23 protein-coding genes and 1 tRNA gene are annotated in these 23341 nt (G+C 30.8%); 16 read left to right on the top strand and 8 right to left on the bottom strand.

What is annotated here, in order from left to right; translation table 11 throughout:
• Window positions 1-71 precede the first annotated feature (71 nt).
• The 8 genes from SYNTR_RS05725 to SYNTR_RS05690 all read left to right on the top strand — a co-directional run bounded on the left by SYNTR_RS05725 (window position 72) and on the right by SYNTR_RS05690 (window position 13829).
• Complete coding sequence (locus SYNTR_RS05725; protein ID WP_156203625.1) at window positions 72-521, top strand: hypothetical protein; 450 nt, start codon at window positions 72-74, stop codon at window positions 519-521.
• Window positions 511-1608 carry a phosphodiester glycosidase family protein gene (locus tag SYNTR_RS05720; protein WP_197079213.1) on the top strand — a complete coding sequence of 366 codons (1098 nt, stop codon included), beginning with the start codon at window positions 511-513 and terminating at the stop codon, window positions 1606-1608. Before SYNTR_RS05725 ends, SYNTR_RS05720 begins: the two co-directional genes overlap by 11 nt.
• 979 nt (window positions 1609-2587) lie before the next feature.
• A complete protein-coding gene (locus SYNTR_RS05715; RefSeq protein ID WP_156203624.1) occupies window positions 2588-5734 on the top strand; it encodes a PD-(D/E)XK nuclease family protein in 3147 nt (1048 codons plus the stop codon).
• A 2-nt stretch (window positions 5735-5736) separates the two neighbouring features.
• Window positions 5737-9042, top strand: coding sequence for a UvrD-helicase domain-containing protein (locus SYNTR_RS05710; protein ID WP_156203623.1), 3306 nt, complete (start codon window positions 5737-5739; stop codon window positions 9040-9042).
• A 166-nt stretch (window positions 9043-9208) separates the two neighbouring features.
• Entirely contained in the window at window positions 9209-9811 is a 603-nt protein-coding gene (locus SYNTR_RS05705; protein WP_156203622.1) for a hypothetical protein, read from the top strand.
• Window positions 9812-9979: 168 nt separating this feature from the next.
• Entirely contained in the window at window positions 9980-11686 is a 1707-nt protein-coding gene (locus SYNTR_RS05700; RefSeq protein ID WP_156203621.1) for a diguanylate cyclase domain-containing protein, read from the top strand.
• Window positions 11687-12102: 416 nt separating this feature from the next.
• The gene (locus tag SYNTR_RS05695; RefSeq protein ID WP_156203620.1) at window positions 12103-12675 is read left to right on the top strand and encodes a hypothetical protein; all 573 of its coding nucleotides are present in this window, start codon (window positions 12103-12105) and stop codon (window positions 12673-12675) included.
• Between the two features lie 383 nt (window positions 12676-13058).
• A complete protein-coding gene (locus SYNTR_RS05690) occupies window positions 13059-13829 on the top strand; it encodes an alpha/beta hydrolase (RefSeq protein WP_156203619.1) in 771 nt (256 codons plus the stop codon).
• A 95-nt stretch (window positions 13830-13924) separates the two neighbouring features.
• Here SYNTR_RS05690 and SYNTR_RS11700 read toward each other — a convergent pair whose 3' ends face one another.
• The gene (locus tag SYNTR_RS11700) at window positions 13925-14059 is read right to left on the bottom strand and encodes a hypothetical protein (RefSeq protein ID WP_279285958.1); all 135 of its coding nucleotides are present in this window, start codon (window positions 14057-14059) and stop codon (window positions 13925-13927) included.
• 285 nt (window positions 14060-14344) lie between these two features.
• Here SYNTR_RS11700 and SYNTR_RS05685 point away from each other — a divergent pair, with 285 nt between their 5' ends.
• The 3 genes from SYNTR_RS05685 to SYNTR_RS05675 all read left to right on the top strand — a co-directional run bounded on the left by SYNTR_RS05685 (window position 14345) and on the right by SYNTR_RS05675 (window position 15019).
• Window positions 14345-14437 (top strand): hypothetical protein, encoded by a 93-nt coding sequence (locus SYNTR_RS05685; RefSeq protein WP_243140266.1) that lies wholly within the window; start codon window positions 14345-14347, stop codon window positions 14435-14437.
• A 78-nt stretch (window positions 14438-14515) separates the two neighbouring features.
• Entirely contained in the window at window positions 14516-14788 is a 273-nt protein-coding gene (locus tag SYNTR_RS05680) for a hypothetical protein (protein ID WP_156203617.1), read from the top strand.
• A gap of 18 nt (window positions 14789-14806) precedes the next feature.
• On the top strand, window positions 14807-15019 hold the full coding sequence (locus SYNTR_RS05675) for a hypothetical protein (RefSeq protein WP_156203616.1): 213 nt from the start codon (window positions 14807-14809) through the stop codon (window positions 15017-15019).
• A 48-nt stretch (window positions 15020-15067) separates the two neighbouring features.
• On the opposite strand, the gene SYNTR_RS05670 is transcribed toward SYNTR_RS05675, so the two are convergent.
• The gene (locus tag SYNTR_RS05670) at window positions 15068-15985 is read right to left on the bottom strand and encodes an EamA family transporter (RefSeq protein ID WP_156203615.1); all 918 of its coding nucleotides are present in this window, start codon (window positions 15983-15985) and stop codon (window positions 15068-15070) included.
• Between the two features lie 206 nt (window positions 15986-16191).
• Entirely contained in the window at window positions 16192-16368 is a 177-nt protein-coding gene (locus SYNTR_RS05665; RefSeq protein ID WP_156203614.1) for a hypothetical protein, read from the bottom strand.
• Between the two features lie 308 nt (window positions 16369-16676).
• On the opposite strand from SYNTR_RS05665, the gene SYNTR_RS05660 reads away from it, so the two are divergent.
• Window positions 16677-17078: a hypothetical protein gene (locus tag SYNTR_RS05660; RefSeq protein WP_156203613.1), complete on the top strand. Its 402-nt coding sequence runs from the start codon at window positions 16677-16679 to the stop codon at window positions 17076-17078.
• Between the two features lie 89 nt (window positions 17079-17167).
• Window positions 17168-18088 carry an MBL fold metallo-hydrolase gene (locus SYNTR_RS05655; protein ID WP_197079211.1) on the top strand — a complete coding sequence of 307 codons (921 nt, stop codon included), beginning with the start codon at window positions 17168-17170 and terminating at the stop codon, window positions 18086-18088.
• A 30-nt stretch (window positions 18089-18118) separates the two neighbouring features.
• Here SYNTR_RS05655 and SYNTR_RS05650 read toward each other — a convergent pair whose 3' ends face one another.
• Window positions 18119-18334 (bottom strand): YgaP-like transmembrane domain, encoded by a 216-nt coding sequence (locus tag SYNTR_RS05650; RefSeq protein ID WP_156203611.1) that lies wholly within the window; start codon window positions 18332-18334, stop codon window positions 18119-18121.
• A gap of 469 nt (window positions 18335-18803) precedes the next feature.
• Between SYNTR_RS05650 and SYNTR_RS05645 the strand changes: the two genes are divergently transcribed.
• Window positions 18804-20336 (top strand): DNA recombination protein RmuC, encoded by a 1533-nt coding sequence (locus SYNTR_RS05645; protein WP_197079210.1) that lies wholly within the window; start codon window positions 18804-18806, stop codon window positions 20334-20336.
• 81 nt (window positions 20337-20417) lie between these two features.
• Here the strand turns inward: SYNTR_RS05645 and pdaB are convergent, their stop codons facing one another.
• Together pdaB and SYNTR_RS05635 are read right to left on the bottom strand one after the other, a co-directional pair.
• The gene (pdaB, locus tag SYNTR_RS05640) at window positions 20418-21158 is read right to left on the bottom strand and encodes a polysaccharide deacetylase family sporulation protein PdaB (RefSeq protein WP_243140244.1); all 741 of its coding nucleotides are present in this window, start codon (window positions 21156-21158) and stop codon (window positions 20418-20420) included.
• 52 nt (window positions 21159-21210) lie between these two features.
• Entirely contained in the window at window positions 21211-21951 is a 741-nt protein-coding gene (locus SYNTR_RS05635; protein WP_156203610.1) for a polysaccharide deacetylase family protein, read from the bottom strand.
• A 165-nt stretch (window positions 21952-22116) separates the two neighbouring features.
• On the opposite strand from SYNTR_RS05635, the gene SYNTR_RS05630 reads away from it, so the two are divergent.
• Both SYNTR_RS05630 and SYNTR_RS05625 read left to right on the top strand, forming a co-directional pair.
• A tRNA-Val gene (locus tag SYNTR_RS05630) sits at window positions 22117-22191 on the top strand.
• Window positions 22192-22314: 123 nt separating this feature from the next.
• Window positions 22315-22656, top strand: a complete 342-nt coding sequence (locus tag SYNTR_RS05625; protein WP_156203609.1) for a hypothetical protein — start codon at window positions 22315-22317, stop codon at window positions 22654-22656.
• Window positions 22657-22670: 14 nt separating this feature from the next.
• Here the strand turns inward: SYNTR_RS05625 and SYNTR_RS05620 are convergent, their stop codons facing one another.
• Both SYNTR_RS05620 and SYNTR_RS05615 read right to left on the bottom strand, forming a co-directional pair.
• Window positions 22671-23081, bottom strand: a complete 411-nt coding sequence (locus tag SYNTR_RS05620) for a type II toxin-antitoxin system HicB family antitoxin (protein ID WP_156203608.1) — start codon at window positions 23079-23081, stop codon at window positions 22671-22673.
• Between the two features lie 15 nt (window positions 23082-23096).
• A complete protein-coding gene (locus tag SYNTR_RS05615; RefSeq protein ID WP_156203607.1) occupies window positions 23097-23297 on the bottom strand; it encodes a type II toxin-antitoxin system HicA family toxin in 201 nt (66 codons plus the stop codon).
• Between the last annotated feature and the right edge of the window lie 44 nt (window positions 23298-23341).

Genomic DNA, 23341 nt, shown 5'->3' with positions numbered 1-23341 from the left:
CTAGTGAAAATACCTATATAACGGTATAGCTTATATTTTTATTGTTTATAAGAAAGGGTGTCAGGAGAATTATGGATGAAAGGGAAATGGGTAGGGAGCAAAACAGAGTTATGGAATCTAACAAACAAAGAACTATAATATATATTGTACTTATATTATTTACTTGGGCGGGGCTTTTTTATGGAGGGTATTATTTTACTTCAAATTATTTGCAACAAACCCACCCAGTAGTTGCAAGTCAGATTGAGGAAATAAAGCATGAAAATCAGCTTATTGAACAAAACATAACTGAGACCATGCAGTTTTTTTACGATGAGATAAATAAGTCTAATGAAGAGATTATAGAGATTCGCAATGAGATAGCTATGATTCAAGAAATGCTTGAAATAACTGGTGAAACCATGGATGGGACTGATGAAACACGTCATAGCTTGCAGGATCAGATGATAGAGTTAGAAAGGCAACTTACCACCTTTGAAGAACAGCTAGAAAAGCTGGAGGAGGCCGTTCGTGCTTTTTAAGATAAAATTATTTACTTTATTTAGTTTATTTGTCGTAATGCCATTTTTAGGTGTTGGTTTGGCATATGCTCAGTTTCAACACTTTACACTAAATGAAATGGAAGACATATACATAAAGGATGACGCGTTTCAAGAAGATGCTTATAAAATATCAAATGAATTGGTTGATTTAGGTGAAGCTATTGGAAATCTGTCTAATCATACTGAAGCTTCATACCAGTTAATAAATTATATCCATAGTAATGCCTATGAAGAATTGCAAGAATATAGAAAACAACATTCGTCATTGCAGGAATTACTTGAACAATCAGACAAACAAAGCCAAATGTCTTCTGAGATGCTGGATTATTTGCTGGCTAATATGCTTGGGGACCCTATAGGACAAACCTTTGGTGATAAATCTACAACCAAAGTCTATTCTCTAGAAGAGGTAGGATATCGTGGTTATATGGCTAAGGTGCGCTTGCATGACATAGAGGCATTAGAATTAGTGTTAGCTCAGGACAAGGTAGAACCTAGCCCTGGGGAGACAACTCGAGAAGCTGCAGAGCGAAATGATGCGATATTAGCGGTGAATGCTGGTGGCTTTTATTGGCATGATGGTGGGCTTGTTACCCTAGGTACTACAGTGGTAGATGGGGAGATTGTATCATTTTCACCTGATACTAGTTTAAGTTTTGTTGGATTTAATGATAGTGGACAATTAGTAGGTGGTTTTTTTGAAACCAGAGAAGAGATAAGTGAGCACAACATTTTGCATGGTTCTAGTTTCTTACCAACTTTATTAAAAGATGGTGAAAAGCAACCTATACCTGAAGATTGGGCCAATACTAGGCAGCCTCGTACTATGATTGGTCATTTCACCAATGGAGATTTACTTTTTATTGTTATTGATGGAAGAAGAGAAGGCTGGAGTAGTGGAGTAACGTTAGAAGAAGCACAGGAAAAGCTAATTGAGTTTAATGTTCGTGATGCCTATAATCTAGATGGAGGAGACTCTAGTACTTTCTACTATGATGGTGATGTTTTAAACAAACCTTCTGATGGTGAAAGAAGGGTGAAAACCAATATTATTATAAAGCCTTAGTAAATTTTTGCTAAGGCTTTCAATTATTTTAAGCAAAAAAATAGTAATTTTCAGACTGCAATAGGTCCTCAAATCACTTAAAAGGAAACATTATATATTTTGGTTTGCTGCAAGTAAACAAACTACGTATGCTATTATGATTGACAATCATATCTGTAATTTTTCAATCCTCTTTAAATAAGATGTTATTTACTATGAGGACAAAAGCGACAAACACACAGAACCCTAAAACTTCTAATAACATAACTATCCCTCCTTTTTTATTTTTTAAATTATGATTCCACTGCAAAAAGCTAAACTTAGAGTATGGAATCGGCTGAGCAAACATGTTTATCACGCCACTCATCGGTCTTTACCTTCATTTTAGCTTAGCACTTATTATCTAAAATGATTTTTTATTTATACTTAACCGTGATCTATGCACCACGCCTTGCTATTCGGGACTTAGATAAACATGTTTGCTCAGCCTTAAGTTTGTTGTAGTTACTTTTTGCAGCAGAATCAATTATCCAATTAAAAGCTTAGTAGAGAATGGATAATTATAAGAGCAAGAGCGTATATTTATACTCAGCATTGCATACATATACCAAGTGTAGGTTTAACTATTTTTCAGTTTTGGTTAATGTTAAACCCTTTATAAATAAAGGTAGTAATAAATAGTAATGAAATGTCGTCTGGGTGTGAATCTTTTTAATATAAACAAAAAATTAAGAACTGGGTGTGACTATTAGAAAATTAGAATGGAAACTTACTATGTTATATATAGTAAGTTTTTTATCTTTCTTTCTATAATTATTTTATCACCTACAAAATATTCGTACAATCCAATAAATTTTTAATTTTTAGGGGGACAGGTAGTATTTTTTATTGTATTTGAAGAAGGAGCAGGTCATATTAATGGCTTTATAGAAAACCAAGAGCAGTATATTGATGTAGTTTTAGATTTTTTGGATAAAAAATAGCTTGGGGAGGTTATTTTTTGAATAAGTTATACCTTGGCAATTTCCATAGTAATATGCGAAAAGAATTAGTAATAAAGTGTGCTGATAGTATCAGAAATGGCATGAAAGCTATATATATTCTTCCTTCAAGAGAGGCAATGTTTGATGTAAGGGAGTTGTTTATAAAGGAGCTAGGTGGTTTATACAACTGCTATATTTTAACCTTTACTGATTTAGAAGAAATGCTAACTACAGATTTAATTAGAAAAAATAATGTTCTTTCAGAATACGAAGTTGGATTAGTGATAAGAAAAATACTAGAAAAACAGCCTAAAAATTTTCTTTTTAATAGGGTTAAAGCTAAATCAGGCTTTATTAGTGGTGTAAAACAAACTATTAGAAAACTAAAAAGATTACATATTAGTCCAGAAGAATTGAATGAAAAGGCATTAGGTATAGATGGGACTTTAGGAGTAAAGTTAAAAGCCATAGCAAAGATATATAAGGATTATGAGAATTATAAAAAAGGTATGAGTGTTTATGACTTAGATGATTTTTCTGTGCTTGCCTTAAATCAGGTGCAAAATTCTAAAATACTGGATGAAACTAGGATGCTTGTTATAGATGGGTTTATAAATATCGATCCAGTTGATGTTAATCTTATAAAAGAGATGATAAATAGAACTGATATAGATATACATATTAATGTTCCCTTTAAAAATGAGTATAATATGGATTTTATATATAGTGAGATTATTAAAGATTTCTCAAATCTTGATTTTAAGGTTGAAGTTATTAGTAGTGACAAGCCTTATATTAATCCTGATTTAAGATGTATAAGTCAGCAGATATATTCTAATAAACGAGATTTAGAAGTATTAAAATCAAGTGTTATTATAAGCAAAAGTCCTTGTATAGATTATGAAATACGGCAAACGGCTAGAGAGATTAAAAAGTTATTAATTGAAAAAATGGCTAAACCAGATGATATAGCTGTTTTTTGCAATAATAATGATGAATATAGTGAAAAAGTAAAAGATGTTTTTGATGAATATGGACTACCTATAAATATTAATCAGCGTAATAATCTACTAACTGTTCCCCTAATAAAGGATATACTGTGTGTTTTAAGACTAAGGGTTAAGGATTACATTGCTGATTCATTTGTTACTCTTTTAACTTCTAAATATATTTTACCTAAACAAATACAATCTAGTGATTATTACGAAAGTAGTTTATTTAGAAAGTTGGCTAAAAAGGTTATAAATGAGCATGAACCAGAAGATTATTTTGACTTTTTTAAGCAGCTATTAGTAGAAGAGTGTAGTCTTGAAGATATTCCGGTGGAATTAGAGGATTATTTTAATGTTTTTGATGAGTTTAATCCTGAGAATACAGATGGGCAAGTCGAGGCATTACAAGAGTTTATTAAGGTACTTAGTAATTTAGATCTTCGAAATCAACTAACCTATCTTTACGAGGAAGGGGTTATTTCTCAAGATGTTTTCATTAGGGATTTAACTGCTTTACAGGGGTTTGAAAAGGTGATTAAAAACCTTATAAATACTTGGGTTCGTTTTGAGCCCATAAAACCTGTAGAGTGGTTGGACAGTTTACACAAGGAACTAGTGAAGTTATTAAGTGAAGAGCAAACTGGTCTAAATAATAGGGATTATGGTGGAGTGAAGTTTTTAAATCCTGATTTAGCTAGAGGTCAAGATTATGATACTGTTTTTATCCTAGGTATTAATGAAGGAATTTTCCCTTCTAGTGGAAATGGAAATTATCTTTTTAATGCAGATGAGATTTTAGAGCTAGCTAAACTAAATATTAATTTAGGTACTCCCTTATGGGAACTACAAAGGGAAAAGATAAGGTTTAATGCATGTTTAGCAACTGCACGCAATAGGTTAAACGTATCATATAGGGTTACTGATGAAAATGGTGCTTTAATGATTCCATCTGGATTTATCAATGATTTTACGGCAATTTTAACTGAAGAATGTTGTGAGAAAGTTACCTTTTACTCTGTAAGTATGCGCAAACGGATGCGATATAATGTTGAGCCAGCTAGCAAAGTTGAGGCGATAAGAAAACTAAACACTAATCTTTGGAATAATGGCGATGTTCAGCTGATTAATGAATATGCATGGCTGGATAGCTCTTTTAAAGAAAAACTTCTTTATTCATCACGGGCAGCTTATATGGAGATTTCTAGGGAGTTTAATCCTGTTTTTGATGAGTTTGATGGTAGACTTAATAATCCTAAACTTTCACAGCAAGATGCTTGGTATGGTTTTAGTCCATCTCAATTAAATAGTTATGTTTATTGCCCTTTTAGATATTTTGCGGAAAGGGTTCTTAATCTTGATGATGATGAACAGGAACCACTAAGTGGTTTAAGTATAGGGCTTCTTTATCATGAGGTTTTAAAACAATATTATGAAGGTAAGGATGATCCAGAGGAAGTTGATATAGAACGGCTACAGGCTGTTTTTGATAGTGTAGAAAAAGATTTTGATTATGGAAATCAGCCACAAATAGTTAAAGATTATTATAGAAGTGAGCTTTTTAATACTATTAAGGCTTTTATATATCATGATGCTGATAATTTAACTAGGTATTTTGAAGCTACTGGTTTTAGGCTTAAGCCAGTGTTATTAGAAAAGTTTTTCCAAATTTACTTAGGTGATAATAAAATTAGAGGAGTAGCCGATAGGGTTGATTTGGAGTTTGATGATACAGGAAGCTTTACGGGTAGATATATTATTTATGATTATAAGAAGGGGAATGTAAAGACGATAAAGGAATGCATTGAAACAGAAGATTTTCAATTGCCTATTTATTATGCCGCATTTGATAATTATATAAAAAAGGAGTATGCAGTATCAAAAACTGAGTGTATAGCTCTTTTATATTACAGTATTGAGAAGTTAGAATGGAAAGGTATTATCCGTAAAGATATGAAGCTAGCCTTGTTTGAAAAGAGAAAAAGACCCCAGCTAATAGATGAAAATAATATGTATGTATTATTAGAGTGGGTAGAAGGTGAAGTATTGAAGACAATAGATGAGATTAAAAAGGGATTCTTTTCTCCTAAAGAGTGTCCCGCAACCTACTTTGTTTGTCCATATAATGGGATGTGTAGGTATGACAAGATAAGGTTTGAGGGTAAGGGGGTTTAATTATGGTAGATATATGTAAGAAATATGATGTTAATGAAGAACAAGCTAATGCTTTAGATATATTTGCAAATACTGCTTTGCGTGCTGGTGCAGGATCAGGAAAGACTAGAGTATTGACTAAGCGTTTTATTAGACTTCTTTTAGAAAGTCCTGATATAGAGCTTAGTGATATAGTTGCAATAACCTTTACTCGTAAAGCGGCAACTGAAATGAAGGATAGGATACGTGAAGAGCTTACTAAATACATGGAAAGTAGTAGTTCTGAAGCAGAAAGAAAGAGGTTAGCAGAATTAAGGCTGTTAATATCTACAGCTAATATTGATACTATACATGGTTTTTGTGGAAAGCTTTTAAGGGATAATTATTACTTGCTAGGATTAGACCCTTTGTTTGCAGTAACGGAGGAAGTAGATGCAAAGATGAAGCTTTCAGAGTTATCGGAAGAATTAATAAATGAATATACTGCAAATCTAGAAAATGAAGAAAAGCTTAATGTTATTATAGAAAACTATTCAACTAATATAATAAATGAGCTTAAAGGTTCAGTTATCAGTGCTTACAAGTCTTTGAAAGAATTAGGTATACCTATTATCAGGGAAAATATACTTTTAGATGTGAATGATTTAAATAATCCAACTACTGTATTAGAAATAGTAGCAGCTGAAATTATAGTAGAGTTAGATAAAATCTATAGTGATTATAAACGGAGAGAAAACTATTTAGATTTTAATGATTTAGAGGTTTTATCATTAGAGCTACTACAGAATGAAGATGTCTGTAATAGTTATTTTTCTAAAATTAAGTATTTGTTAGTAGATGAGTTTCAAGATGTTAATCCTTTGCAAAAAAAGATTATTGATAAGCTAACTTTTAGAGAAGGTATTATACCAAAAGGTAGATTATTTTTAGTAGGTGATTATAAACAATCTATTTATGGTTTTAGAGGTGCTGATTATAAGGTTTTTAATGATGCTTGTAGTCAGATTTTAGCTTGTGGGAAAGTAGAGCATCTTTCTACATGCTATCGCAGTACACCTAATATTATAAATGCAGTAAACAAGGTTTTTAATCATTTGCTTAATCCGTATGAGTCTTTAAACCGTCCTTCTGATAAAGTAAAGCCTGGTGCTAAGGTGGAGCTAATAACATATGAAAAAGAAACCATAAAGGAAAAGAAAGCTATTACTAGGTGGGAAAGAGTTAAGAAATTAATTGCTGATGATAAAAATTTAGATGAGTTTGAGGAAGCTTTAAATGCTCAATATGAGAAGTCAAATATTTCGAGTAAAAAGGACTATCAAGGTGTTATCATAGCAGGGAGAATCAAAAATCTTGTTGATGAAGGTTTTGATTACAAAGATATTGCAATACTTATGCGTAGTAGAACTAACTTAAAGACCATAGAAAATGCTTTAGAAAAGGAAAGCATACCATTTTGCGTTTTAGGGGGATTAGGCTTTTGGAATAGGCAGGAAATAATGGATATATTAACATTATATTCACTTATTTTTGAGCCACATGATAGGTTAAAGCTATTTTCTATTCTTAGGTCACCTATTTTTGGTTTTTCTGATGATATGCTTTTAAGTATGGCGGGGTTAATGCGCTCCAAAGAAGAGGGGAATATAATTAATCTTCTAAGTTATTTTGAAAGTGAAGCAGATGATAAGTGGATTGTTACTAGAGCTAAAGATATCTTTGCTAAACTTTTGCCCTTAGGTGGAATAGAAAATGCTAAAAATTTATTTAATCAAATATTATTACATACTGATTATATGGAGATTTTAGCATCAATACCACATGGAGATAAAAAGCTACGCAATTTAGAAAAACTAATAAACATAATAGATGAATATGAACAAAAAGGAGTTTATTCTGCTAGTGAGTTTCCAGATTATATTAAAATGCTGCAAGAATCATCCGGTATGGATTCAGAGGCTTTTATAGATAATGAAGATAGTAATGCAGTAAAGATTTTAACGATTCATGCTTCTAAAGGATTGCAATTTCCAGCAGTTTTAATCCCAGATATGGATTCTAATATTGACAGCATTTCTAAGAGAAATAAACAAATTCTACGGGTTAATAATGATGGTTTAGTAACTGCTATTGGTTTAAATGATAAGATGGAAACTGATAGAGATGTAAATGAATACTATAAAGAGATTTATCAAACTAAATTAGAACAAGAAATAGAGGAGAGTAGAAGAGTCTTTTATGTTGCTGCTACTAGATCGGAAAAGTTTTTGGCTTTTATAGGTCAAAACCTAGAATTAAAAGATGAAGAGTTAAAAGACCAAAATAGTTTTATGAAACAACTATTGTGGGTTTTAGCCACTAAGGGAGAAATACCTGAAATATTACGGGTGAATGGTGAGGAGCTTATTCTTGCTGATAAAAAAGTTGTTAACTATCCAGAAGAACTTATAAGGCAAAATCAAGATTTAATTAAAAACCAATTGCACAAAAATCCTAAACTATTACCACCTTTAATAAAACCATACTCTAAGGAAGCTGAAGGCATTTTGAATGCTTCAATGTGGTTGAATTATCGTAATTGTCCACGCAAGTATTACTATACTTATATTGCCGGTATTTCAAATAATATTATAGTATCAGAACAAGTAGAAATCTATAGAGGTTATGACGATGTAGGTATTAGTGGCGCAGATATGGGCTTATTAGTACATCAACTATTAGAGGAATTAGATTCAAAAGATTTTACTGTTGATACTGCTATAAATAAAGTTGCAACTAAATACAAAGACGAAATTAATATACCTGAAGATAAAATATTATTTGATAAATTAATAGATGGATTTATACAAATTGAAAAAGATAAAGAAAATAACCATAGGATAGAGACGTATCAAGAGTTTACTTTTAGAGTACCTATTAAAAAAAACCTATACCTTGGTGGAGTTATTGATAGAGTAGATGTTTATAAAAAAGATGATAAACTAACTGCTACTATTATTGATTACAAAACCAATAAAATAAATGATGAAAATGAGTTAAGGGAAAAAGCTAAGTTTTATGAACAACAGCTTTTAGCATATGCTTGGAGTTTATCCCAAATACCGTTTTATAAAGGTAATATTATACCAATAGATGAAGTGAGTTTGTATTTTCTAAGCTTAGGTAAGGAAATAACAATAAAAGTTGATATGGAGAATTTAGAGCACATTAAAAATGAATTGATAACTGTTTCATCATGGTTATTAGGTAATAAAGTTTTAGAAGATTATCCTTGCCAAACAACAAATCTTTGCAAGTTTTGTGAGTATAGTAGTTTTTGTGCTAGTTAAAAACAATAAATTACATATCTCTTTTCACCTAATAAAAACAACAGGTTTTGTCACCAATTAGGATTGATAATAATACAATAATGACAAAATCTAATATTAAGAAATGGGTGAAGAGAATATGGGCAAAAACATGTATGTGAAGTCCTTAATATCGGAGATGCTGAAGTTGATTACAAAAGAGCAAGAGGTTATTGTTCGTATAATTAGGGAGTTAAAGTTAGAGCAGAGGCAACTAGCTAATTTATATTTGGACCTTGCAGAAAGGGCAGAAGCTAATCCTAATTTATTTCCGCTGTTAGATATAGTGAGAATAAAGCAGTTTGCATTAACAGACAAGATATTTAACCTTGGCCAAAAGGAATTTAGTATAGCTGAAATGATACGAGCACTTCAGGAAAGAACTAAGTTTTCAAATAAAGTGCAAACACGTCTTCTTGAACTAGTTATTGAAGAATTAAAAGAGATAATTGAAATTCTTCAAGATATTGCAGCAGAGGAACAAAACCTATTTAATCTTTTCTTAAGAGCAGCACAAAATGAATCTACTCAATTAATGCAAGAAATAAGTTTTAAGGAAAGTTCGCTTGCATTTAAATTTGGGGCTTTAGGTTTTAAACAATTTACTATGGCTGAAAAAATACGAGCTATTTTAAACATAAATCCTAATGGAAATGCTATTGCTGATATACTTGAAAAAGGTTTTTTTTCAAAAACTTATGAGGAGTGTCGAACTCAAATAAAGGAGCGAGTTAAAATAAATTTTAATTAATATCTTTATCTTAAAAAAGCTATAGATAACTAAACCGAGTAATGCTCGGTTTTATTTTTTTGCTAGATTTTAAAGGATAGTTTAGAAAAATGTAGAAGGATTTACTTTGTAGGAGAAGATAAATTTCATTTGTTATTAAATCCTAGTACATAGGGAGGAATTAAAATTTTGCAATGGTATAAAAATTTAAATATTGGTACTAGGGCAACTTTTCTTTTTTTAGCACTTATTTTTTTCATTATAGGTGTAGGGATTCATGGAATTTTAAATGTTAATTTCATGAATCAAAATCTAAATAAAGTTCAAGATTATGCGCTAATACCAGTTGGTTATATACAAGAAATTAATACTGAGCTTACAGCTATAAATAGAGACCATTATTATATGTTAATAGTAGATACTGATAAAGAAAGAAAAGAAGCTATTCAATCAGTAGAAGAAAGCATACAAATTATTGATGAAAATCTAGCTCTTTATGAACAATTTATTATTAATGATGGGACAAGACGAACAGAAATTTTAGAGGCTAAATCAGCACTACAAGCATATTATTCAATGGTTAATACTTATCATCGTTTAATAGAAACAGATAGACTTGCTACTGCTCAATCATATGCTAGTTTAATAGCTGATCAAACAATTCTGGTACAAGAAAAAGTTGAGAAACTATTAATACATAATGAAAATATAGCAACAGAATTAGTTCAAAGTAGTAATGAAGCTTATAAAGCTACGATAATGCAAATGCTTTTCACATTATTAATGGCTATAGCAGTTTCTATTGCGATTTTTTTCATTACTCTAAAGAATATTAATAATTATGCAGAGCAACTAAAAAACATTAGTTTATATGATCAATTAACTGGTTTATATAATCGTGCTTATTTTGAAGAAGAATTTCAAAGACTACTCAATAGCAACCAATATCCCGTAACTATAATAACAGCTGATGTAGATGGGTTAAAGGTTGTAAATGATGCTATGGGTCATGCCACAGGTGATAATTTATTAAAGGCATGTGCAGAAGTATTAAAAAATTCAGTGCGAAGTAGTGATATTGTGGCTAGGGTAGGGGGAGATGAGTTCACCATAATATTGCCTGAAACAGATGAAAAGACTGGGGAAGCGATTGCTAGATGGATTAATTATTATACTTCAAGATATAATAGAAAAAGTTCAGAGGTGCCACTAAGTATTTCATTTGGTTTAGCTACAGCTAAGAGTAGTAAAGATTCTTTAGAAGAAACTTTTAAAAAAGCTGATGATGCTATGTATCAAAATAAGTTGCATAAAAGTACTAGTGCTAAGTCACAAGTTATAGAAGCACTAATGACTACATTAGGTGAGCGAGATTTTGTTGCTCAAGGGCATGCTAAACGATTGAGTGTACTATGCAGAGAAGTAGGTGAAAGCCTAGACCTATCTGCTAATCAATTGAATAATTTAGCATTATTAGCTCAAGTACATGATTTAGGAAAAGTAGGTATACCAGATAGCATATTATTTAAAGAAGATGCTTTAACAGATGAAGAGTGGGTAATTATGCGTCAACATTCAGAGAAAGGCTATCAAATTGCTTCTGCATCTCCTGACTTATCAGGAATAGCTGATTTAATTCTCAAACATCATGAAAACTGGGATGGAACAGGCTATCCACTAGGTATTAAAGGAGAAGAAATACCTATTGAATGTCGTATATTATTAATAGTTGATGCATATGATGCTATGACGAGTGATAGACCATATCGAAAAGCATTAAGTAAGGAAGAAGCAGTTGAGGAACTAATAAGGTGTTCAGGCACTCAATTTGATCCAAAGCTTGTAAAGATTTTTATTTCTATAATTAAAAATCAAGAACAGATAAAGTGTAGCTAACATGAGTTTTTATCCAATTAATACATAATAATAAAGAGTTATTGGAAATAATATAATTAGTATACATAATTTGCTTTATTAGCTGTCTATTATTTACTTAAGGATAATCTGAATTAATTGTGAGAAAAAAGAGGCTATACTTAATTCTGCTTACTCTAAACATACTTCCGTTTTCTTGACACTAAATTTAAAAGGGCATTATAATATATATTAAAGCATAAAAATTAAATAAATTAAATAAGCCGAGCCCAAACTCGGCTTATTATAAATTTCTATTCTAACCACACCTTACTCTCAGCTAACAATTTTATTTAATTAAAATAAAGTTATAAGCAAAAGAATAACAATTAATTAAAGCCTTGGAAGGAGGCAATTTTTCTATAAACAAAATTATTAACAAGACATTAGGGGGGCGGATGATGGGGTTTTTTAAACATTTAAGGGAAGAAGGTTATGATGATCCAATAGCTATATTTGAGGATTATTTGGAGTCTTTAAAAGAAAAATGCCAATTTATTAATGCTGTTGGAGTTGGTTTTGCACATGATAATGTTCCTTTTACCAAAATTGAGGATTTATTATCATATGTTTTAAAATATTTTCCACAAGGAGATATTTTTATTGATAGTAAGTTAAATACCTTAATTTTTTTAAGAAGCTCAAAAAGAGGTGTAGCAACATTATTTGAATGTTTTGATGAAAGTTTTAAAGTAGCTTTAAAAAATGGCGATAATGAAGCATATACAAGATTTATTAGTGATTTTCCTACAAAAGATATTAATCCTTATGCGTTGTTTTTTGATGATGATCCCTATGTTAGTAATTGGGATATTAATGAAGTAGTTAGTTGTTTTGAAAAAGAAGGATTAGTTGCTGATAATAATCCAATAACAGGAACACTGTTAAAGCCCAATAAAGTAATTCATTTTGAAGATCCTGATAATTATAGGAATGATTTAAAAGCATGTATTAAGATGAAATGGGATTAATATTTATAGAACCGAGCTCTGTAGCTCGGTTTTTTTATTGTAAATCATTGATTCTGCTGCAAAAAGTAACTACAACAAACTTAAGGCTGAGCAAACATGTTTATCTAAGTCCCGAATAGCAAGGCGTGGTGCATAGATCACGGCTAAGTATAAATAAAAAATCATTTTAGATAATAAGTGCTAAGCTAAAATGAAGGTAAAGACCGATGAGTGGCGTGATAAACATGTTTGTTCAGCCGATTCCATACTCTAAGTTTAGCTTTTTGCACTGGAATCATCATTACTTAATTATATTTAAGGTTTATTTATATAAACCTAGATAAATAACATTTCGTTCCTTTTTATGGTAGAATAAAAAAAATATAAGGTTAGGAGGCTAACGTATGATTGATTATAGCCCTATTGATAATTCTATACTTTTAGACTACCTTTTCTATCCTCGAAAAGATTATTCAGTATGCCCTGAAGATGCATTTGATAATATCATAAAAGTTTCGGAAGATGCTTCAATTCATTGCCGTTTTTATGAAAATGATAAAAAATACCCTTGGGTTCTTTATTTTCATGGTAATGGAGAAGTAGTAAGTGATTATGATCAAATAGCTATATTATATAATCAAATTGGATTAAATATTGTGGTAGCTGATTACAGGGGATATGGAGCTAGTACTGGCAACCCTTCATTTTCGTCTAAGGTTGAAGATGCACATACTATATATAAAAAAGTAAAGGAAATTTTAAATGAAAAAGAGTACGATAGTGTATTATGGATAATGGGCAGATCACTTGGAAGTATTTCAGCCTTAGAAATTGCTTATAAATATGAAGAAGAGTTAAGAGGAATGATAATAGAAAGTGGTTTTCATAGTATTAGTGAATTAATTCAACATCTTGGTTTACCAAGTTCAGGAATTAATCTTAATATTATTGAAGAAAACTGCAGAAAGATGGTTAATAAAATTAAACTACCATCACTAATAATTCACGGAGAAATAGATGAACTAGTTCCTTTAAGTCAAGGACAATATCTATATGATAACTTGGGTTCAAAAGAGAAAAAAATACTTGTAATTCCTAGAGCTAATCATAATGATATTCTTTACGTGGGATTGAAAGAGTATTTTAATGCAATAAAAGAATTTACTAATAAATAATTAGTAAAAAAATAGATAGACTACAATTAAAACTATGTAGTCTATCTATTTATGTGGTGTAGTTTAATTAATACGATTTGTTTAAATGATTTGAATTACTGCTCTTGTTGATTTTGTTCATCTTTGTTATTATTTTCTTTGTTTTTATCAGAGCGCTTCAATTGTTCTAGATTTAGTAGTCCTGCTAGACCGATTTTATCCAAAAATCCTTGTTTTTTTTCCTCACTCATTATTAACCCTCCTTTCAAAAATGTTATTTACTAACATAGAATTTTCCATCCATGTAAATTGCACAGTTCTATTAGTATTTTGTATGTATATTGTTACCATTAATTTTATTTTTAAAACATAGAATAATGGATTTTATAACAGTTAATACTAATAAAAAAAATGGAGGTAAGAATATGGAAATTGGTGTTCGCAACTCTTTGCGTGGAAAAATTTGACGCATAAAAGCTGATGGTGTAATGGCTCAAGTAAGTATGTGAATGGGTGACACCGAAGTGACGTCCGTGATGACGCGCGAATCATTAGAAGAAGCTGGATTTAAAGAAGGAGATACAGTTACAGCCTTAGTAAAAGCTGTTAATGTTGTATTTCTAAAATAAATCAAAAAACTACACCGTATATAATTGGTGTAGTTTTAATTTATCAATATAAAAATACTAAGTGCATATACTAAGGAAGTGAAAATTAATTTAGGAGGAGGAATTTATCTGGAAATTGCGTATGTTTACGACAATGAAAACCTTTGTGACAGGTATACGGTTATTTTTGAAAGCGGCGATGCTTTGGCGCTTTCTGAGATCCCTGAAAGCATGGATGGCTTCTCGCGTTGGATAATCGTAGATGAATATGATGAAGACCAGTTAGGAGAACAGGTTGCCTTTGACTCTCTGCCTGAAAATGTTCAACAATATGTGGGTGATTTAAAGAATAAAACCTTTCATATGAATTAATCGAAGGGGGTTTAAAAAATGTCGCAAAATAAGCCTGCTAGAGTTATTAATGTTTCTAAAGAATATGGTCATAATAAGTTTTTAGATACTGAAACTGGAGTAGAAATGAGCAGAGAGGAATTTTTAAAAAAAATAGAAAATGGTGAATATCCTGAATACTATATCATATCGAAAAATGGTGGGGTTATTCCTAGCTCAAGTCCAGAAGCAGATATGAACAATTTAGATTAACCAAAAAAGACTTGTGTTTTATGAAAAACACAAGTCTTTTTTGGTTATTTATGATGCTAATTTTTTACTTATATTCGAATTATGGATAGCTTCTTTTCGTGCTCCCAAAATAGTTGAAAACATACTAGATAATATTAGTGCTGCTCCAATTAATTCGTAAGTAGTTAATACTTCTCCAAGCAGTAAAAATGCCACTAAAACAGCTAAACATGGTTCAAGTGTACTAACTAAGGATGCCTTAGAAGCACCAATTTTTTTAACCCCTAGGAGGAAGAAAACAATAGCTAAAATAGTGCTGATAACTGCTAAAGCTAGTCCTATTGCAATTTGATAATAAGTGAGTTGAGTTAGATATACTAGTTCACTAGGATTTGTTATTGAAATAACTAATGTAGCAATTAATGAAAAAGTGGCTGTTAAGCTTATGGGGGACGCATTTACAAGTGTTTGTTGCCCTAAAAAGCTATAAATTGCAATAAAAATACCTGCTAATAAGGCATAAAAGAAACCCATTGGTGAAATTGTTTCTATAGTACCTATTCCCGATATTAAAGCAATACCAGATAATGCCAGTAATAATCCTATTATTAGGTTAAGAGTTAATTTTTCTTTATAAAATACTGTAGCTAATAGAGCAACTATTACTGGATAAGTAAATAATAATACAGTAGCAAGTCCAGCTGGAAGATACTCTAAGGCATGAAAAAATGATAGACCTCCAAGTGTTAATATGAATCCTTGTATTAACACTAAAGGTGATTTATTTATTACAGTATCTTTAGTCATTATTAATATATAAATACTTAGTATAATGAAAGCAAAAGCATAACGCAAAAGCAATGTACTAGCAGGAGTTAAGCCAGATTCATAAGCGAATTTACCTAATACTGGGAGAAAAGCATACATTAAAGCTGATATAAATACACATATTATTCCTGTAACATATATTGATAATCTATTACCCACTAAATAACCTCTATTCTTCTTAAATTAATTATTATATTAATGCTATTCTTTTTATAATTCATTTTTAGGAATGAATCAACCTAATTTTGTTAAAGAATTAAACAAGGACATAAAGAATATGTGTTGAATAAAATATGAAAGAAGGATTATAGAATTTTGTTAGACTTAGGAAGATTTTATATTAAAGTAGTAGGATATGGCCAAGATTATTCTTTTTGAAGATTTTTTAACTTATTTATACAGAGGAAATCAAGTAAAACTATAATGCCATATAGAATCCAAAAATCTACACTTATAAAATACCCGGATGCAATACCCCAAAAAACAAGTATAAGTAATAATATAGTTAAAAAAATAGCTGTTATCTTTAACAATAATTGCAAAACATTACCTCCATTAAAAGGAATAAACTTAAACAATTTCTCTTTATTTTAACATTGTAAAGGGTATTTGCCCAATGGTTGCATTGGTTTTATATTCGTGATATATTGTTGTAGCTAAAGAGGGTATAATTAGGAATGTTTAAGAGGTATTATTTCTCAGTATAATTATCATTGTTTTTTATCAACCCTTTCACATATAATCAGAGTATAGTGAGTAAAATTTAATGTAACGATTAAATAGTGGTTGGGTCTATATATCGACAATCACCTGTTATACAGTTGGTTGCTAATAACGCGGAGGTGATGTTATGAATAACAGATGGGGAAAAGGAGAACCAGTTAATTTATCCGATTTACTAAGAATTACACCAGTTGCAAACGAGATTCTTCAATTAAGTGAAGAATTAAATATGAGTACAGCCGATGTTATGTGGATTGTATCACAGATAATTGATAACACAGAAGAAGTTCAAGAAACAGATTTATCTCATCTACTAGAGGAAGAAAGCATTAATCAAGAAGAGGATTGGGAAGAAATAGACATTGAACACTTAGAAGATGAAATGGAACAGGCTGTATACTTGGTAAATGTTAAAATTAGTAGTGATGGAAGATTTCCCGAAATTGGTTTCAAAGCAGGTATCAATGATAAAGACGATATGAATTATTTTTTCGATATGGTTATGGATATGTTAGATAAATTAGAATAATTTAAATATACCGCTAAACATCAAAGCCCGGGTTAATTCTCGGGCTTTCTATGTTTGTATGTATATCTTTCTATGGGGAGTTGGAGAGGTTGCTAATCGAGGTAAATAATAAGGTTAAGGTTATTAGACCCAAGGGAAAAACAGTATTTCCTTATAGTAATTCACTTTTTATTGATGATGATGTATCTCTTATTATAGACGCTGGTTCTGGTGGCAGATCATATAAAGATATCCCTATAAATAAAGTTGACATTTTATTAATTACTCACTTCCACTTTGATCATATAAATGGAATTAGTTTTTTTGAAAATGCTGAAGTAATGGCTGGTGAAGAAGAGGCTGAGGTTTATAGTGATTATGATGTATACCTAGAACATACTGGATATCATCGTTGGTGGAAGAAGATAATGGTAGAAGATAAAACAGAGGAATTTGGAAGTGATTCTATAATGCCTGAGGATGTTCCTTCTAACCCAGGCTTTCAACATATTGAACTAGATTATATTTTTAAAGATGGTGATGTTTTTGATTTAGGTAAATCAAAAGTAACTGCTATACATACACCAGGTCATTCGTATGGTCATTATGCATTTTATATAGAAAAGGATGGGATACTTTTTTCTGGGGACTTAGATTTAGCTCCATGGGGTCCTTGGTATGGAGGGGGCTATTCTAATTTCGATGATCTAGTTAAATCAGTTCAAAAGTTAATAGATATTAAGCCTCATGTTATTGCAACATCTCACCGTAAGGTTTTTTATGATAATGTCGAACAACACTTAAAAGATTATATTAATGTAGCTTTAAAAAAAGAGGACCTTATTTATGATTTCTTATCTGTTCCACGTACATTTGATGAAATAACCTCACAAAGATCTTTATTTACCCTAAATCCAAAAACACAATATGTTGTGTTTTGGAATCGAATGATGATTTTAAGACATTTAGAAAGAATGGAACTGTTGGGGATTATTGGCAAAAACGAAGATGGAAAATATATAAGAAAATAAACCTGCATACTTGATGCAGGCTTTTATTTTTTAGTGTTGTTTTAATGAAAAAATACCTTCTTTTTCTTTAATTAAATCATATATTTCATAAAGTGGGGAATATCTGAGTAAAGCCGTAGCTAACTCAATGGTACCTAGAATCCCACAGATCATACCATAAAAACCTGTGACCATTTCTGTACCAGATGCAAAGAAAAAACAAAACGCCAAAATATAACGAGCTATAACTCCATCTCTTGTTAACATATTATAACCTTCTTTCTATTAAAGTTATTTTTATTATCTAAAGTTGCAAGTTATAATATGTGTTAGTTTTATGTTAAGTATTGTAAAACAAAAATGAAAGGTATACAGAATATTTAAAAGAATTTATGCTGATAACCTTACATAAATGGCTAATTCGCGTTATAATTATAAATATAAAATAATAAGGAGGGTTGCAAATGGAAAAATATTTAGACAAACATTTAATTGATGAGATTTTGCGAAGTATTGGTCTAGAATCCATCGAAGAAGATCTTAAAAAATCAAAACAAGAAGAATAAAGAGGGGCCATTTAAGAGGGGACTTAAATGGCTTCTTTTTTTATTAATATAATAATTTGCGGTATTATATCTATAGAAAATTAAAAGCTTAACCCTATTAAAATCAATTTTTAATTTTATTTAGTTTATGGGTAATGGGGGGTTATGCTGTATAAAGGGGAAAGAGTATAGTGGAGGTAATCACATTAGTTGCTTTTATAACAGGTATTGCAATAGGTAGTATTATAACTTTTTTGCTATTATCATCTAAATTTAAGTATTCATATTTGGAAGGCAAGAGAACAGGAGACTTTGAAATAATTCAATTAAATGAAAAACTGAATAATAATGAGCAAAAGGTCGAGGAATTAATTAATAATTTAGATAAAGCTAGAGAACAAATTATTGCTTTGCAGGAGGAAATAAAAATTGAAACCTCAAAGAGAGCAGTAGCAGATGAAAAAAACTTAAGAATACCAGAGTTAGAGTTAGTAATTAAAGAAAAAGATAAAAGAATAGCTGAACTTAATAATGAAAACATAAACCTTAGAGAAAGGGTTTCAAACTTACTAACAAAAATAGATGAACTAAATAAAGGATTAGAAGATAAAATGAGTTTGTTGCAGGAAGCGGAAACAAATTTGGTAGATACTTTTAAAGCTCTTTCTTCAGAAGCATTAAAAAATAATAATGAATCCTTTATGAACTTGGCAAAAATTACCTTTGAAAAATTTCAAGAAAATGCTAAGGCGGATATGGATAAAAAGCAATTTGCTGTTAATCAACTAGTTGACCCAATTAAGAGTTCATTAGAGAAGGTTGAAAATCATATAAAGGAAATGGAAAAACAACGGAGCACTGCTTATAATAGCTTAAGTGAGCAGGTGAAACAGTTAGCTACAACCCAAATTAGATTACAAAATGAAACATCTAACTTAGTTAAAGCCTTGCGTACACCTAATGTAAGAGGCAGATGGGGAGAAATTCAACTAAAAAGAGTAGTAGAAATTGCAGGTATGGTTGAGTACTGTGATTTTTTACAACAGCAATCAAGTTATTCAGAGGATGGGCGCTTACGCCCAGATATGGTTGTAAAACTTCCTAATAATAAAAATGTTATAGTAGACTCTAAAGTGCCACTACAAGCTTACTTAGAGGCTTTAGAGTCCTCGGATGAAACTAATAAACTCAATAATTTAAAAAACCATGCTCGTCATGTACGTAATCACCTTACACAATTAGCTAACAAATCTTATTGGGATCAGTTTGAGCATACTCCAGAGTTTGCAGTATTATTTTTACCGGGTGAAACGTTTTTTAGTGCGGCATTAGAACAAGATCCAAGCTTAATTGAATATGGGGCAGAAAAAGGGGTTATTATAGCTACTCCTACTACCCTTATAGCACTACTTAAAGCAGTAGCTTATGGTTGGAGGCAGGAACATATTGCTCAAAATGCTCAAGCCATTAGTGAGTTAGGAAAAAATTTGTATGACAGAATACGAACAATGGGGAATCATTTTGTTGATGTTGCTAAAGGGCTTGACCGAGCAGTAGATTCGTATAATAAAACAGTAGGTTCATTTGAAAATAGGGTTTTAGTTGCAGCCCGTAGGTTCAAAGAACTTGGGGCGGCAACTGGAAAAGATATAAATGAATTAGAGGTTATTAACAGAACAACTCGAACAATTCAAGTTGACGAATTTCATATAGCTGAGGAATAACTAGCACTATACCGGAGAATGTTTTAAAATGCCAACTCTTTTTGTTAATTGTTGCCATTTACACGGAATTATGGATACTCCCTATTCCTCAACTTTTTCTTTATCCATTTTAAGGAGCTCGCTTACAGTAACGAATTTGTATCCTTGCTCTTTTAAATTTTTAAGTATTGCTGGTAATGCATCTGTGGTTTGTTTGCAGGTGTCACTGGCATGCATTAATATAATTGCTCCAGGGTGTATTTTTTTAGTAACTCGTTCTATTATTGTGTTTACACCTGGATTCATCCAATCGAGAGAATCTACACTCCATTGTATTACCTCATAATTTTTTTCTCTTATAGCTTCTATTACACTATCATTATAATCTCCATTTGGAGTTCGGATAAGATTAGCTTCTACACCACTTACTTCCTTAATGTTATTATGTGCTTTCATTAATTCCTCTTGTATATCTTTTTTACCTAAACTACTAAGATTTACATGACGGTAACCATGACTTCCAATCTCGTGTCCATCCTCTTTTATCGTTTGTACAACTTCCGGATATTGTTTAACCCACGGTCCTGATAAAAAGAATGTACATTTTACTTCATGCTCTTTTAGTATATCAATTACTGGATTGGGAGTCTGGTTGCCCCAGCTAATATCAAATGTTAAAGCTATTACTTTTTCATCTGTTTCAATTTGATATACAGGTTTAAGTTTGTGATATGCTTGTACATAAACTACACTACTTGCCAACAAAACAGATGCTACTATAGCAGCTATTGCCATTTTAGCTTTAGAAGTTATTTCATAAAACCCAAAAATTTTAGGAAACACTTATATCCCTCCCGTTTTTTGTTTATACCATTCTATTTTTGTCACTACACCTTTATTCCTCATTTCCAATTCTAATTAATTCACTCATAGTAACAAATTCATATCCATCATTAGATAATTTCTCTACTAATATATCAACAGCCTTAGCTGTTTCTAATCCATTTGGTGTTCCGTCATGAAGAATAATTATCTGACCAGGTTCTATATTTTTTATAATGTGGTTGGCAATTTGGTTAGCTCTAACTCCTCGCCAGTCTTTAGAATCTTGTTTATAGGTCCAATAAGCAATTGTGATATCTTTATCTTTAGTAAGCTCTACTAATGCATAAGATAAATAGCCACCAGGGGGTCTAAATAAGGAAGGTTTTTGCCTTGTTATTTGATATATAATAGCATTTGTTCTTTCGATTTCATTAAGTAAAAATTTATTATCTTTGTGATTAAAATCAACATGACTATAGCTGTGGTTACCAATTTCATGTCCTTCACTTGCAATTCTTTTTAATATGTCTGGATACTTTTCAGCTCTACTACCCATAACAAAAAATGTTGCTTTAGCATTATGTTTTTTAAGATTATCTAACACTACAGGGGTATTTATAGGATCGGGCCCATCATCAAATGTAAGGCTGACAGCTTTTTTTTCGGTTTTTACCTCTGTTATTAACACCTTTTCTTTTTTCCAATTTTGAAAATATGGATGAGCACCAAAATTAAAAACAGCTAAGCATAAGCTTATAAACAAAATTCCACTTATAAAGAATGTTATAGCCTTTGATTTAATAAATAACATTTTAATTCCCCCGTAAATTAATAAAGCTTTATAAAAATATATTTCAAAAAATCAAAAACTATGACGAGGTAAAATGAAATTTGATGATTGGAGGAATCTATTAGTGCTATTGATTTTATTGTTGATTTTATTTTCGTATCATTATATAATCAATAATACCCATTTGGGCCGTTAACTCAGTGGGAGAGTGCTTCCTTGACGCGGAAGAAGTCACAAGTTCAAATCTTGTACGGCCCACCATAAAAAAGTCTTAAAACCTCCGATATATCGGAGGTTTATTTATTTATATATTCAAAGGAAGAACGAATAACTTTAAAAAATGAATCCCTTTATATTGAGGTGTATATATGTGTAGCCAACAAGGTGGCTAACAGAAAGGCTAACAAAATTAAAACTCCTATTTCTGACCGGCTAAGAACACTAAGCCGGCTTTTTTTATTTTCTGAAGAAAATTTTATTGAAGATGAATTAGTTAAAATTGCAAAAGTATTAAAATACAAACAAGATCATGAAAATTTAACTAATCCCATTGGTTTTTTAAAGAATAATAATACTAAAACTGTTTTAGAAAAAGTCCAGGAGTTGCTTAAGTATAACATTAACTCTCGCAATCAAAAAAATAATGCTATAAGAGCCAATGTAGCCCATACAGCATTAAAAGAAAGTGAATATGATATATATGTTCCTCCAATTTCGCTTGCATAACCATTATATCATAATTAACCTCTTTTTTCTGTAATGCCCAAGTATTGTTTTAAAGCAGATTGAAGTATGTGTGAAAAATTCACTTGATTTTCTTCTGCTATATCATTTAACCACTTAGGGACAGTTAATGTTTTTTTAACAGATTTATTTTGCATTTCATCTCGTACTGGTTGCATCCAAACCTCAACAAGTACAATGCGTTGTTTTTTTTCTAGTGATAAATCTGTTAAATGTGATGGTGAAGGAATTACGTCTCCATCTTCTTCCATGCTGTATAAATGTAATTCCAAAGCATCTTTAGCCATATAGTTAGCTTCTTCTATTGAGTTAGCACTTGTAAAACAACCAGGTAAATCTGGAAATTCAATCGCTATTCCATCAGTATCAAAACTAAAAATTGCTGGAAATATATAATGGTTTTTCATAAAACAAGCCCTCCTTTATTCAGATAAATTAATACCTGCTTGTTTAAATATACTCTTAATTGTCCTGTGCGGCAGGTCTTTTTTAGGGTGAGGAACAGTTACTTTTTCTTTTTTATCTTTATGTTTTAAATGTATATGAGATCCTTTTTGTGAATCTATATACCAGTCATTTGCTTGTAATATAGCTAAAATTTCACGTGATGAAAAACTTTTCATTAAAAAACTCCTCCCGGCAATTTTATTATAACACGTACAATTAA

It is taken from the genome of Candidatus Syntrophocurvum alkaliphilum, from assembly GCF_009734445.1.
In the GTDB taxonomy this organism is placed as follows: domain Bacteria; phylum Bacillota; class Syntrophomonadia; order Syntrophomonadales; family Syntrophomonadaceae; genus Syntrophocurvum; species Syntrophocurvum alkaliphilum.
This window is presented reverse-complemented; position numbering and strand designations above follow the sequence as displayed.

What these genes read in the sequence shown, in the direction of transcription:
- SYNTR_RS05725 (WP_156203625.1), top strand. Translation starts at nt 72, where the DNA reads ATGGATGAAAGGGAAATGGGTAGGGAGCAAAACAGAGTTATGGAATCT.
- SYNTR_RS05710 (WP_156203623.1), top strand. Translation starts at nt 5,737, where the DNA reads ATGGTAGATATATGTAAGAAATATGATGTTAATGAAGAACAAGCTAAT.
- SYNTR_RS05695 (WP_156203620.1), top strand. Translation starts at nt 12,103, where the DNA reads ATGATGGGGTTTTTTAAACATTTAAGGGAAGAAGGTTATGATGATCCA.
- SYNTR_RS05690 (WP_156203619.1), top strand. Translation starts at nt 13,059, where the DNA reads ATGATTGATTATAGCCCTATTGATAATTCTATACTTTTAGACTACCTT.
- SYNTR_RS11700 (WP_279285958.1), bottom strand. Translation starts at nt 14,059, where the DNA reads ATGAGTGAGGAAAAAAAACAAGGATTTTTGGATAAAATCGGTCTAGCA.
- SYNTR_RS05685 (WP_243140266.1), top strand. Translation starts at nt 14,345, where the DNA reads ATGACGCGCGAATCATTAGAAGAAGCTGGATTTAAAGAAGGAGATACA.
- SYNTR_RS05675 (WP_156203616.1), top strand. Translation starts at nt 14,807, where the DNA reads ATGTCGCAAAATAAGCCTGCTAGAGTTATTAATGTTTCTAAAGAATAT.
- SYNTR_RS05660 (WP_156203613.1), top strand. Translation starts at nt 16,677, where the DNA reads ATGAATAACAGATGGGGAAAAGGAGAACCAGTTAATTTATCCGATTTA.
- SYNTR_RS05650 (WP_156203611.1), bottom strand. Translation starts at nt 18,334, where the DNA reads ATGTTAACAAGAGATGGAGTTATAGCTCGTTATATTTTGGCGTTTTGT.
- SYNTR_RS05635 (WP_156203610.1), bottom strand. Translation starts at nt 21,951, where the DNA reads ATGTTATTTATTAAATCAAAGGCTATAACATTCTTTATAAGTGGAATT.
- SYNTR_RS05620 (WP_156203608.1), bottom strand. Translation starts at nt 23,081, where the DNA reads ATGAAAAACCATTATATATTTCCAGCAATTTTTAGTTTTGATACTGAT.
- SYNTR_RS05615 (WP_156203607.1), bottom strand. Translation starts at nt 23,297, where the DNA reads ATGAAAAGTTTTTCATCACGTGAAATTTTAGCTATATTACAAGCAAAT.